The organism is Streptomyces sp. NPDC058650 (genome assembly GCF_042717315.1).
Lineage (GTDB): Bacteria > Actinomycetota > Actinomycetes > Streptomycetales > Streptomycetaceae > Streptomyces.
On record NZ_JBHXRL010000021.1, the window covers coordinates 139952 to 152395 of the forward strand.

Below are 12444 nucleotides of genomic sequence, written 5' to 3' on the forward strand. Positions count from 1 at the left end.
GGCCCCGGCCCCTATCCCCCGGGGGGGGCCGCCCGGCCCCCCCCCCCGCCCGCCCCACTCGGGTTACCCGCCCCACGTGACTAGAAGGGCACCGGGGCGATGTCGACGTCCGCCCGCCGTCCGCCCGCCGAGGCGGCGACGGCCGGGTGGTCCTCGCCGAGCCGGCGGCGGTAGCGGGTCAGGGTCTCGGTGTGCAGGGCCGTGGCCTCGGTGTCGCGGTTCAGCGCCCGCAGGTCCAGGACCATGTTGGTGGCGCAGGCCAGCGTCGTCGGGTGGTCCTCGCCGTGGTCCCGGGTCAGGATCTCCAGGGTCTTCTCGTCCAGCTCCAGGGCCTCCGCGAGACGCCCCTCGGCGGCGTGCTGGCTGGCCGCGCCGATGGCCGTGGTCAGGGTGAGGATGTGCGTGTCGCCCAGCGACTCGCGCATGCCGGGCAGGGCCGCGGTGATGTGCCCGCCGGCGGCGTCGAGGTCCCCGAGGTGCCGCAGGGTGATGGCCAGGTTGGTGCGGGCCGACAGGGTGTAGGCGTGGTCAGGCCCGAGCTTCGCCGCGTAGCGCTCGACGGTCGCCTCGCCGAGCTCCCGCGACCGCCGCAGCTGTCCGTCCTGCCGCAGGTCCACGACGAGGTTCGCCGCGCAGGCGACGGCGTCCGGGTGGTCGGGACCGTAGCGGTTCACGAACTTCGACCAGACCGTCTCCCCGAGCGCCAGCGCCCCGTCGTGGTCCCCCGCGCGGCGGCGGCACACCGCGAGCACACGGCCGCAGCCCAGGCTGGTGGGGGTGTCCTCGCCGAAGGCGGCGAGGTAGCGGGCGTAGACGTCCTCCTGGTGGGCCACGGCCTCCAGGTAGTCCCCGGTCTCGCGGATGTCGATGGACAGACCGCTGAGGGTGTTCAGGGTGTCGAAGTGGTTCTCGCCCAGGTTGAGGGCGCGCAGCCGGGCCGTCTCCGTGTCGTACACGCGCGCCTCCCGGTACAGCCCCATCAGCCGCAGGCCGACGCCCAGGCTGTGGGCCGCGCGGAGGGTGGCCGGGTCGTCCTCGCCGAACGCCCGCAGGGAGCGCTCGTAGACCGACCGGTTGATCTCCAGGCCGCGCGCCATCTCGGCCCGCAGCCGCAGACCGGTGCACAGCTGGATCAGGGCGTCGAGGGTGCCCTCGTCGTCCTCGCCCGCGGTCCGGATGTACGTGTCCGCCGTGCGCTGCATCATGGCGGCCGCTTCCTGGTACTCACCGAGCACACGCAGGATGAAGGCCAGCCACTTCGCCATCTCCAGCGTCTGCTGGTCCTCGGCGCCGAACTTCTCGGTCCACATCTCCAGCGCCTCGCGGGCCATCGCCGCCGAGCCCTTGTGGTCGCCCCAGACGTAGAGGAACTCGACCATGCCCCGGACCAGACCGCGTACCCAGGGCGACTCGCACTCCACCGCCCGGGACACCACCACGTGCGGGAGCAGCGCCTGGTAGCGAGGCCAGAGTTCCCGCGAGCCGGGGCTGTTGGGGTTGGCGTCGGCCAGGAGCAGATGGGCGCCGTGCCGCATGTCCGCCTGCTGCTGCGGCGACATGCGGTTGACCAGCACGGCCTGCACCAGTCGGTGCAGCTGGATGGTGTCGTGCCGGTGCTCGATGCGGGCCAGGGCGTAGACGTTGATCTCCCGGATGGCCCGGCCGAGTTTGATCGGATGGCGCAGGGCGTCGTCCAGCTCGGGGGCGATCGTGGTGCTCCGCGAGTTGTTGAACAGGGAGCGGGCGATCGGCTCGGGGGCGAAGAAGGAGCAGACCTGGAGGAGTTGGAGAGCGGCCGGGTTGCGCTGTTCGAGCTGGCGCAACGAGACGTCCCAGGCGGCGGCCACCGACATCGGGTAGTCCGGCGACGGGACGAGCTCGAGCATCAGCTCCGCGATCTTCTCCTTGATCAGGCGCAGGTACTCCGGGACGGCCATGCCGGTCACGGCCTGCCAGGCCGCCGCCTGCTCGATGGCGAGCGGCAGGTCGCCCAGGGCCTCGGCGAGCTTGTCGGCGTCCTCGTCGGTCAGGTCGCGGGCGCGGCGGCGGAGCAGCGACTTGCTCTCCTCGCGCGAGAAGACGTCGACGGAGAGCGTCCGGGCCACCCGGTCCCACTCCTGGTTCCGGGAGGTGATGAGGATCTTGCCCGTGCCGCCCGTCGGGAAGTAGGGGCGCACGGCCTCCACGTTCTCGGCGTTGTCGAAGACCAGCAGCCACCTGCCGTAGGGCTCGCCGCGGCGCAGCGCCTCACGGACGGCGGGCACGGCACGGTTGGCCTCGCTGCCCGTGTTCAGGCCCATCCGCTGGGCGAGTTCGGTGAGCGCGGTCAGGATCATCGTGGGCTGTTCGGAGGGGATCCACCAGACGATGTCGTAGTCGGACGCGTACCGGTAGACGTACTCGATGGCGATCTGCGACTTTCCGACACCGCCCATGCCGTGCAGCGTGTGGGGCAGCACCGCCGAGGTGTCGCCGGTCAGCAGCTGCTCGCGGACCTGGGCGAGGAGGTCCTCCCGGCCGACGAAGTTGGGATTGTTCGGGGGGACGTTGCCCCAGACGGCGGGTACGGAGGGGCGCGGGTGCGACTGCGGCTGGGGCTGCGGTGCGGCCGGGCCCGGGATCGGCGTGCCGTGGGCAGGAGTCGTCCCGGTGTCCGGCGGCCCGTCGGGACTCGGGCCAGGGATCGACTGGACTGGGGTCCCGTTCAAGGCCCCTCCGTCTTCGCGCTGGTGCTGACTGGCAGTGGTGTCGGTCATGGCAAGGCCGCCCGTGTCGGAATTTTCGTGTGTATGACGGATATCGTGGACCAATGGCGGAGCGTTCGGTACGAGCGACGCTCCCGGTGAACCGCCCTCCAGGGCCGCGCTGATCCGCTGCGCCCGGAGCAGATAGGGCCCGGAGAGGGCGCGGAGCACGGCCAGCTCGACGCGGACGAACGGAAGGCTCTCCTCCGTCAGTGGCGGGTCGGGTGCGTCCTCCGGGGCGAGCAGGGCGCCCCGGAGCCCCCGGGCCGCCTCGAAACGGTCGCCGTAGAAGTCGGACATCGAGCGGACCACGCGCGCGGTGTCCCCCCGCATCGCGCTGGACAGCAGTGCCTCACGTGCCCCGTCGACGAAGTCCAGCGGCGTCGGGAAGGCGGCACCGCGCGGCTCCTCGGACGGCAGCTCCTCGACCAGACCGCTGAGGAACAGCTCGGCAACATGGGCCGGTTGGGCCTCCGGGACGAGCGTGCGCCGGACGTCCCGCACCAGGCGGGGTTCGAGGACCGTGGCGGCCAGATGGGTGGCGAGCCGGAAGGCGGTGGGCGTGGCGTGGCTGCGGAAGCGGCGGACGCGCTCCTGCACCGACGGTGCCGGGGGCTCGCCCTCGTCCTCCCACTCGGCCGGGGCGGGTGCGCCGAGCAGCAGGACGGACGCGTCGGTCCACCCGGGCTCCGTACCGGCCACCAGCGCGGCCCAGCGGCCCAGCCAGTCGGCGTCCAGCTCAAGGACCGGAACCGCCACCCGCCAGGACGCGGGCGGCGGATCGAACGGGTCGTACACCTCCTCCGGGAAGCGCACGGACAGTTCGGTGTTGCGGGCGCCCGAGCGCGGGCCGCGGATCCGGGCCCGGCGGGGCGTCAGGGCGGTCCGGTGCCAGTCCCGCTGGGACAGCAGGTGCACGATCGCCGTCGGTCCGGCCGCCGCCCACAGCTCCAGGGCCTTCAGCCCCGCCCCGCCCCGCCACAGCGGTGCCAGGGCGTCGGTCAGGACGAGGACGATCCGGCGGCCGGTCCTGTCCAGCAGCTCGGCGGGGTCGCCGACGGGGCCGTCCGCGTACGGACCGCGCAGCACCGCCTCCTCGCCCGCGGCGGTCTCGCGTACGCCCAGCCGGCGGACCCGGACGTCCCGGAAGGCACCCGACTGCTCCACCACGGCGGTGAACTCGGCGACCGTCTGCTCCCAGATCGTCATGGTCACGTGGTCGTCGACCACCAGCACCAGGTCGAAGCGGCGCTCGTCCGCCGACCGGACGTAGGGCATCCACAGGCCGTCCTCGGCGGCGCGCTCGGCCGTGGTCTCCTCGTCCAGCTCGATCTCGGACGCCGAGGGCACGACCTGTCTCAGCGGTCGCAGCCAGCGCCCTATGCCGGGCGCGTCACGGAGGTCCGGTGCCGGCCCGGCCCGGACGTACACGTCCTGGAGATCCCCCGCGAGGGGGTACGCGGAGACCGGCGCGCCCCCGGTCGGGGGCCGTCCGGGGCCGCCCGGGAACGCCGCCGGCCAGACGCCGCCGGACACCCCGGGCGCGAGGTCCCGGCCGATGACGTCCGCCGTCTTGCCGGGCGCTCCGCCCGGCGGAGCCGCGCGGTCCTCGACCGCCACGCGGTCCTCGGGCGGCCCGTGGTCGTCTGCCGGCCCGTGGCCGCGGGGCAGTCCGCGGCCTTCGGGCGAGCCGTGGCGCTCGGGCGAGCCGTGGCGTTCGGGCGAGCCGTGGCGTTCGGGCGAGCCGTGGCGTTCGGGCGAGCCGTGGTCTTCGGGCTGCGGCCCGTAGCCGTCGAGTGGCCCGGAGAAGCCGGAGAGCCCGGGCGGCACCGTCGGCCGGGGGCGCGGCGGGTCGGTGGACGGGGGCAGCCGGGCCGCGAGCGTCTGGTACGCGTGCAGCCACAGCGCCTCGGCCACCTCGAAGGCCTCCGGATTCGGACGGGCTTCGTCGTCCATCAGGGTGCTCCCGACAATTCACGCCAGAGCGCGTCCAGCAGCTCGCCCCACGCCTCGTCGTCCTCCCGGACGCCCGCCGTCCGCAGGAAGATCGCGTTCAGCAGCTGGTCCGTGGCCAGTCCGCCGTTCTCCCGACTGCGGTCCATGAACGCCCGGATCATGGCGTCGGGCCGGCCGCCCTGGTCCCGGAAGTGTGCGGCGATCATGGCGGCGAGCTGGTCCTCGCGCGGCGGGGAGACGTCCAGCCGGACGCAGCGGCGGAGGAAGGCCGGCGGGAACTGGCGCTCGCCGTTGCTGGTGATCACGATGAAGGGGAAGGCCCGGCACTTCACCCGCCCGTCGGACACCGTCACCGTCTGGTCCGGGTCGTCGGTGAACACCCTTGCCTCGCCCTCCTGATGGCGGGCGCGGACCAGCTCCGGGATGTCGTACGAGCCGTTCTCCAGGACGTGCAGGAGGTCGCTGGGCAGGTCGATGTCGCTCTTGTCGAGCTCGTCGATCAGCAGGACGCGGGGGAGTTCGTACGGCAGCAGGGCGGTGCCCAGCGGGCCCAGCCGGACGAAGTCCCCGATCCTCGCCCCGCCCGCGCCGTCCTCCGGGCCGCTCCCGGTCGCCTGGAGCGGCACCGGCAGGCCGGGCCGGCCGCGCCCCAGGGACGCCTGGGCCCGCCCGATGGCGTCGTACTCGTAGAGACCGGAGCGCAGGGTGCTGCGGGAGGTGATGCCCCAGTGCAGGACGCGACCCAGGCCCAGTTCGCGCGCGACGAGGTAGGCCAGGGTGGACTTGCCGATGCCGGGCCGCCCCGTCACCAGCAGGGGCCTGCGGAGCAGCAGCGCGGTGTTGATCATGTCGATGTCGTGCGCGTCCTGCCGGGGCGTGGCGCGGCTCACCGCGCCGAGGCGCCGGTCGCTCTCGGCGCTCTCGGCCGGTACGGGGGGCAGCACCGGGCCGCCGTCGAAGTCCCGCCAGCCGGGTGGCGGCGGCAGGATGTCGCCGAGGCGGATGTCGGTCAGTGGCTGCCCGGTGCCCCGGTAGATCCACCAGCTGCGGCTGCTGACGTGCCCGCCGTTTCGACCGCTCTCGACCGGATGCTGGACCCCGCTCATGTTTCCCCCTCGTCGTCGTGTCCACCCCGTACGTTCCCGGTGTCGGCCCCGGGCGACCCGGACCAGTCGACGATGCGGTTCGGGTCGTCGAAGAGCACCGCGACATGCCGTCCCACGTGGACGTCCCGTTGTGCGGCGGCGGCGGTGGCCGCCTCGCTCCGCAGCTGCTGGACGCGCTGCGGCAGCTCGACCGGCTTACCCTTCACGAGCTTCTTGGCCCGCTTGCGGAATTCGGCGGGTGCCCCCGGGCGGCGGTCCCACACGGCCATCGGCACCCCGGCGCGCAGGGCGGTCTCCAGCGAGTCCCGGCTGCCGCCGGGGCCCTGGACCGGGGGAGCGTTGAGGGCGACGGCGACGAGCCGCTCGTCGGCGGTGAGCCTGCTGTTCCACTGGACCTGGTCGTGACCGCGCCTGCCCGCCGTGTCCCAGTGGCAGACGGTGTCGTGGCTGTCCTGCATCTGCTGCCAGCGGTTGTGCCACCGCCGGTGGAACTGCGGTGCCCGCATGCGCTCCAGGCTGCGCAGCACGACCGGGTAGCTCAGGCACAGGGCGCTCGCGAAGGAGGACTGGGAGCCGAGCGGCAGCCATTCCATCGGATGGTTCAGGAGGTGGAAGGGGAGGACGAACTCCAGCACCGGTTTTCCGGGGCGCCCCGCCCAGTCGTTCTCCGCCTGGTAGACGAGCTGTTCCACCGTGGGCCCGACCTCGGCCAGGGACACGACGCGGTCCTCCCCGCGCTCCGGCCGCCACGGCCCCGGACGGATCTGGCGCCAGTGGGACAGCAGATACCGGTCGGGGGTCATTCCGTGTGCGCACACCTGCACAACGAGACAGGCGGGAGCTGGTTGTGCCGCGGGGCCCCGGGTGCTCTCCGCGCGTACCGCGTCCAGGGGTGCCGCGAGGCCCAGCTTGGCGGCCTGGACGTCGTTCCACTCGCGCAGGCCGGCGGCGGTCTGCCGGTGGGCCGGTGACCGGTCCAGGGCCGTGGCCACGTGCTCGACCAGCACCATGGTGGGGAGCAGACCGTCGGGGCGGGCGTTGGCCCTGCTGAGGAAGTCGAACGCCTCACCGAGGGTCGCGACGGGGCGGTGGGGGAGGGGGAGGTCGCCGGCGGCCGCGTACAGCTCTCCGTGGGCGTCGAGGTGGTCGACGCGGGCGAGCAGCGCGCGGACCTCCCGTAACTCCGCGTCGGGCAGGGCTGCCAGGACCGGAGGCGCGGTGACGAGCTCCCTGATCCTCAGTACGGGGGCGGAGCCGGGGGCGTAGACGTCCAGGGTGGCGAGCAGTTCGGGCAGTCCGCGTGGCTCCCGCAGGCAGGCCCGGACGATCTCCAGCGTGTCCAGCCGGGTCCGGCCGTGCCGGCGCACGTTTCCCAGTTCGGGTAACGGGCCGGCCAGCATGCTGATCAGGAGATCGCGTCCGTCCGGGGTGTCGAGCCCCGTCACCGCGCACATCTGATCCACCAGCGCGTGCTCGAGTGCCGGTGGATGAGTGACATGGCTCTCGCTGAACAATGGCCCCCCGTAACGGATCCGAAGTTCCCGACTCCCCATCGGACATGGGTGGTTCGGGCACTGCCGTCCCTCGTCCAGGGTATGGCGCGGGCCTGACGCGTCGCCACCCTGTACGCGGGTTCCCTCGGGTTCCCTCCCCCGGAACCGTCCGGACTACTCGACGACCAGCTCGACCGTGATGTTCCCGCGGGTGGCCTTCGAGTACGGGCAGAAGGCGTGGGTCTTCTCCAGGAGGGTCAGGCCGGCCTCGCCCTGGAGGTGGTCCGGGAACTCGGCGCGCATGACGACCGCGAGGCCGAAGCCGCCGTCCGCCGGGTCCTTGCCGATGGAGACCTCGGCGGTGACCGAGGCCTCGGAGACGTCGATCTTCTCCTGGCGGGCGACCACGCCCATCGCGCTGGCGAAGCAGGCCGCGTACCCGGCGGCGAAGAGCTGCTCGGGGTTGGTGCCCAGGCCGTTGCCGCCGAGGGCCTGGGGGTGGGCGAGCGGCAGGTCGATGTGGCCGTCGGAGCTGACGGCGCGGCCCTCGCGGCCGTTGGCGGTGGCGACTGCGGTGTAGATCGCGTCCATGGTTCTTCCGTTCCTGTCCTCGGGGGCCGCGGGGCGGTGGCCCCTGCGGTGTGACTCCATTAGTAGCGCACTATTCAGTTGTGCGCAACTGAATCGCGTGTGGATCGTCCTCGCGTACCCTGGAGTCATGCCTGGATCCATGGAGACGCTCGACACGGTCCCGGACGAGGAGTTCCTCCGGCTCGACCACCAGATCTGCTTCTCGCTGCACGCGGCGACCCGCGCCTTCAACGGCGTCTACCGCGAGGCCCTCAAGGAGCTGGGGCTCACCTACCCCCAGTACCTCGTCATGCTCGTGCTCTGGGAGCACGGCGAGCTGCCCGTGAAGGGGATCGGCGAGCGGCTGCGGCTCGACTCCGGGACCCTGTCCCCGCTGCTCAAGCGGCTCGAAGCCGCCGGATACGTCGAGCGGCGCCGCAGCCCCGAGGACGAGCGGTCCGTCACCGTACGGCCGACCGGCGACGGGACCGCGCTCAAGGAGAAGGCGCTCGGCGTCCCGCGCCGCATCGCCACCGCGACCGGACTCCCGCTGGACGACATCCGCGACCTGCGGGAACGCCTCGACGCCCTGGCCGTCCGGCTCGACGCCGTCGACCCGGACGCCCTCACCCCCTGCACCTAGGCGGCGGCCCCGGGGGCGCGAACCCGTCCCGCTCCCGCCCTCCCGGACCATCGCGAGCTGATGAGTCGACTTCGTCGAAGGTCATGGCGCCTTCCCGGCGCCGGAGGCGGTTCAGCGGGCGGTGTCCGGGCCGGTGGCGCGCGCGTGGTTGAGGCCGAGCAGGACGCAGACGTTCGTCAGGAGCGGCACGTGGTACGCGAGGGGCCGCGGCCCCGCCTGGTCGGGGCGGGAGACGAAGCCACCGTCCGGACGCTGCCGCTCCAGGAGGTGGCGTACCGCCCGCTCCGTCGCCCCCCGGGCGGTCGGCGCGCACGGCGCGGCCGGTTCGTCGCGCCCCCGTGAGACGGCGATCAGCGCGTACGCGGTGCTGATCGGGTCGCTCGGGTCGGCCGGCACGTGCCCCCAGCCGCCGTCGGTGTTCTGCGTCGCGACGAGCCGGGCGACCGCCCGCGCCCGCGCCCGCGCGACCTCCGCCTCCAGGGCGTGCCCGGGCGGGGCGACGGCGCGGAACGAGTCGCAGGCGAGGACGGTGCGGAACAGGGCGTTGCTCTCGTTGAGGCTCCAGCTCCGCTCGAACGCCCCGGCGCCCTCCTGTCGCGCCACGACGAACCGGACCGCGGCCTCCACCGCCGGCCGGTGAGCGGGCTCGGGAGCCAGCGCGTTCACGGCGGCCGCCGTTATCGCCACCTCGGAGACGGTGCCGTGCTCGAAGGTGGGGAAGCCGCCGTCCCCGCCCTGCCGGTCGAGGAGGTACCGCTCGCCCGCCGCCACCGCGGGGCCGCTCCGCTCCGGGGCCGAGGCCCGCAGGAACTCCACGCAGTACGAGGTGTCGTCGACGTCGCTCTGCCCCACGCCACGGTCGAACCCCCAGCCCCCGTCCGGGTTCTGCCGCTCGGCCAGGGCGGCGGCCAGGGCCCGCAGCGTGTGCGTGGGAGTGCCCGCCCCGGCGAGCGCGAGACCGCCGGTCGCCGTCGCGAAGACGTCCATCCCCGTGAGGAAGGGCAGTCCACCGTCACCGCGCAGCCAGGTCCGCACCTCCCGCGCCCGCGCGCGGACGGGCGCCGCGTACCGGGGCCGGTGACGGAGCGCCAACAGGGCGAGGATCCGGGCGAGATGGTTGCCGTACGGGGGCGGGCCGGGGAGCGAGCTGGGCGCGAGCGCCCGCCAGTCGTCCTCGGTGACGAGGTGCGGGACGCCGGTGCCGAAGGCGTACAGCGTCTTCAGCGCGGCCATTTCCGTGACCAGCCACCGCTGTTGGCCAGGTGCCTCGAAGACCGGATCGGGCGAGGAGAGTTCGGGGAACGGGTGGGCGCCGAGCTCCGCCAGGACCGTCCGGAACATCAGCCGCTTGCGCCCGGCGGTGAAGTGGTCGAAGCCACCGAGCAGGCGGTTCAGCGCGGCCCGCCCGTCCACGTACTCGCCGAGCGCCGCACGCGCCGCGGCCTCCTGCACGGGGTCGGGGGCGCCCTCGTCCACCGCGGTCTTCAGGTACCGGGTCAGCCGCTCCTGGGCGTCCGGGTCGATGTTCGTCACCGTGAGCAGCCGCAGGGCCAGCGCGGACTCCAGGATCCGGCTGTCGCACGGGGCGCGGAGCAGACCGTCGGCACCGGCCGCCGCCACCAGCCGGGTGGCCAGCCGGGCCCGGGCCCGGTCGAGGTCGGGGCGGGGCCGGCGGGGGTCCGGGGGAGGCGCGCCCGGGACGGCGAGGGAAGCGCCGTGTAAGGGCAGCGCGCAGGACGTCGGCATCGTGGGGTCCTTCGTCGGTGTCGTACGGGAGGGTCGGTGGTGCTCAGCCGTCGGTGGTGCTCAGCCGTCGGTGGTGCTGAGCAGTGGGTGGTGCTCAGCCTTCGGTGGGGCTCGGAGGCCGGTGCTGTTCAGAGAGGGAAGAGGCGGCGGACTGCCTCCGCGCCGGCCGGGACCAGCGGGGTGTACCCGCCGGTCACGATCGACAGCGGCGTGACGAAGCCGCACCAGGCGATCTCCGCAGGATCGGGCCGGGGCGCGCGGTTCACGGTCCAGCGGTGGACCGTCAGGAAGCAGTCGCCGTGCGGATCGTCGACGCGGATCCGGTACGCCTCGGCGAGCCCGGGCGCGGCCGCCCAGCCCAGCTCCTCCCGGAGCTCCCGCAGCGCCGCCGCGCGGTACTGCTCGCCGGCCCGCACCGCCCCGCCCACGAGCACGTCGTAGTGGTCCGGATAGGCGGGCGCGGAGGCGGTCCGCCGGTACAGCAGGACGCGGCCGGCGTGGTCGGTGCAGACGGTCGCCGCGTACCGGCGCAGCAGGCCGGACGGGCTCCCGGTCGCGCGCCCGCCCTGGGCGACCACCCGGTCCCCGGGGTCGACGTAGTCGACGCGCTCGGAGGGCCGCGCGCTCACGACCGCTCGCGGACCCGGGCGAACAGCGGGCCGGCCGGGCGCAGGTTGATGCCGAACACCGGCTCGCCCGCCGGTTCGGTCGTCTCGACGGTGAACCGGGAGAGGAGCGCGCCCAGGAGCGTCTCCATCTCCCGCATCGCGAACCGGGTGCCGAGGCAGGCGCGCGGGCCGATGCCGAAGGGGAGGTACGCCCCCGGCGGCAGCGGTGTCCGCGCCGGGAAACGGTCCGGGGCGAAGGCCTCGGGGTCGGGCCACACCTCCGGGTCGCGGTGGGTGAGGTACGGGCAGACCAGGAGGTCCGTTCCGGCGGGGATCCGCCAGCCGTCCAGCGTCTCGTCGGCCGGGGCGTGGCGCGGGAGCAGCCAGCCCGTGGGGTAGAGCCGCAGCGTCTCGTGGAGCACCGCCTCGACGGCCCGCGCGTCGTGCGCGGCCCGCTCCATGACCTCGGGGTGCCGGTCGAGGAGGACGAAGGCCCAGGTCAGGGTGCGGGCGCTGCTCTCGTATCCGGCGACGAGCAGCGTGACGAGTTCGTCGCGGATCAGCCGGTCCGTGTACGCCGGATCCGTCTCGGCCGCGTCGAGGAGCCGGTCGAGGACGCTCGGCCCGCCGTTGTCGTTCCCCCTGCCTCCGGCGGCCGAGTGACGGACCCGGGCCTGCGCGACGGCCCGGTGCATCCGCTCGTCCAGGGCGGCGAGCGCGGCCTCCACCTCGGGCGGGAGCGCGGCGGAGCCGCCCACGTCGGCGGGGAGCGCCGCGACGATGTCCTGCACGGCCGCCAGGTCGACGTACGTCTCCTGGTCCAGGGGGTGGTCGGTCAGCGAGCGCCAGATGGTGTCGACGGTGAAGAACTGCGTGTCCTCGGCGATGTCCGTCGGCTCGCCCCGACGGGCCCGCTCCGTCCAGCGGCCGACGACGCGGTCGGCCGCCGCGACGATGTGGTGCTCCCAGCGCTGGATGCCCCGGCCGGTGAACATCGCCTGGAGGAGGCGGCGTTGGGACCGCCACGCATCGCCCGTGGCGGTCAGCATCCCGTCGCCGACGAGGGGTCTCGCGCGGTGCGACCGCTTCACGTACCGGTCGCCGCCGACGCCGAGGACCTGGTGCACGTGCCGGGGCTCCGTGACCAGGACCGCCGCCCGGCCGCCCCGGCGGAAGCCGGTGAGCCGGCCCGGCGTGCGGGCCTGGAGCAGGAGGTCGACGAGCGGGGCTCCGGAGGCGGACCAGGCCGCCACGGCGGAGTCGTCGAGGAAGTCGGGAAGCATGCCATCCGTCACGTATTGCGATTGCATGATGACGTATCGTAGCGGCTCGTGCGATCTTCGGATCCTGTGCGATCTTCCGCCCGTCCGTCCGTCGGATCATCTCTCCGGCCCTCGAACGGCGGGCGGAAGGCGGCGAGTTCGCGATGGCGTCGGCCGAGGCGCGAATGCGGTGAACGGGGCCGGGCGGGGGGGGGGGGGCCCCCCGCCCCCCCCGGGGGGGGGGGGGGGGGGCCGAAGTGCGGGGGTGGCCCCCCCCGCGGGGGAGGACCCCGCCCCCCCGCCCCCACGCGAACAC

At 74.0% G+C, this 12444-nt stretch carries 8 protein-coding genes; 1 reads left to right on the forward strand and 7 read right to left on the reverse strand.

The annotated features are described in order from the left end of the window. Nucleotides 1–80: 80 nt before the first annotated feature. The 4 genes from fxsT to ACFWWU_RS30070 form a co-directional block, all read right to left on the reverse strand. Nucleotides 81–4700, reverse strand: a complete 4620-nt coding sequence (gene fxsT / locus ACFWWU_RS30055) for an FxSxx-COOH system tetratricopeptide repeat protein (RefSeq protein ID WP_384149823.1) — start codon at nucleotides 4698–4700, stop codon at nucleotides 81–83. Next, entirely contained in the window at nucleotides 4700–5806 is a 1107-nt protein-coding gene (locus ACFWWU_RS30060) for an AAA family ATPase (protein WP_384149826.1), read from the reverse strand. The genes fxsT and ACFWWU_RS30060 overlap by 1 nt, the downstream gene beginning before the upstream one ends. Further along, nucleotides 5803–7260 (reverse strand): hypothetical protein, encoded by a 1458-nt coding sequence (locus ACFWWU_RS30065; RefSeq protein ID WP_384149847.1) that lies wholly within the window; start codon nucleotides 7258–7260, stop codon nucleotides 5803–5805. The genes ACFWWU_RS30060 and ACFWWU_RS30065 overlap by 4 nt, the downstream gene beginning before the upstream one ends. 213 nt (nucleotides 7261–7473) lie before the next feature. Continuing rightward, complete coding sequence (locus ACFWWU_RS30070) at nucleotides 7474–7890, reverse strand: organic hydroperoxide resistance protein (RefSeq protein WP_384149829.1); 417 nt, start codon at nucleotides 7888–7890, stop codon at nucleotides 7474–7476. 139 nt (nucleotides 7891–8029) lie between these two features. On the opposite strand from ACFWWU_RS30070, the gene ACFWWU_RS30075 reads away from it, so the two are divergent. Next, nucleotides 8030–8512, forward strand: coding sequence for a MarR family winged helix-turn-helix transcriptional regulator (locus ACFWWU_RS30075; protein ID WP_384149850.1), 483 nt, complete (start codon nucleotides 8030–8032; stop codon nucleotides 8510–8512). Nucleotides 8513–8623: 111 nt separating this feature from the next. Here ACFWWU_RS30075 and ACFWWU_RS30080 read toward each other — a convergent pair whose 3' ends face one another. From ACFWWU_RS30080 to ACFWWU_RS30090, 3 genes are all read right to left on the reverse strand, one after another. Beyond that, entirely contained in the window at nucleotides 8624–10132 is a 1509-nt protein-coding gene (locus ACFWWU_RS30080; RefSeq protein ID WP_384149832.1) for a prenyltransferase/squalene oxidase repeat-containing protein, read from the reverse strand. A 254-nt stretch (nucleotides 10133–10386) separates the two neighbouring features. Continuing rightward, nucleotides 10387–10887: an NUDIX domain-containing protein gene (locus tag ACFWWU_RS30085; protein WP_384149835.1), complete on the reverse strand. Its 501-nt coding sequence runs from the start codon at nucleotides 10885–10887 to the stop codon at nucleotides 10387–10389. Next, nucleotides 10884–12176, reverse strand: coding sequence for a cytochrome P450 (locus tag ACFWWU_RS30090; protein WP_384149838.1), 1293 nt, complete (start codon nucleotides 12174–12176; stop codon nucleotides 10884–10886). The genes ACFWWU_RS30085 and ACFWWU_RS30090 overlap by 4 nt, the downstream gene beginning before the upstream one ends. Between the last annotated feature and the right edge of the window lie 268 nt (nucleotides 12177–12444).

Bases quoted from the DNA above. Each gene is read 5' to 3' on its own strand.
- fxsT (WP_384149823.1), bottom strand. From the start codon at position 4,700: ATGGACGACGAAGCCCGTCCGAATCCGGAGGCCTTCGAGGTGGCCGAG.
- ACFWWU_RS30060 (WP_384149826.1), bottom strand. From the start codon at position 5,806: ATGAGCGGGGTCCAGCATCCGGTCGAGAGCGGTCGAAACGGCGGGCAC.
- ACFWWU_RS30065 (WP_384149847.1), bottom strand. From the start codon at position 7,260: ATGTGCGCGGTGACGGGGCTCGACACCCCGGACGGACGCGATCTCCTG.
- ACFWWU_RS30070 (WP_384149829.1), bottom strand. From the start codon at position 7,890: ATGGACGCGATCTACACCGCAGTCGCCACCGCCAACGGCCGCGAGGGC.
- ACFWWU_RS30075 (WP_384149850.1), top strand. From the start codon at position 8,030: ATGGAGACGCTCGACACGGTCCCGGACGAGGAGTTCCTCCGGCTCGAC.
- ACFWWU_RS30090 (WP_384149838.1), bottom strand. From the start codon at position 12,176: ATGCAATCGCAATACGTGACGGATGGCATGCTTCCCGACTTCCTCGAC.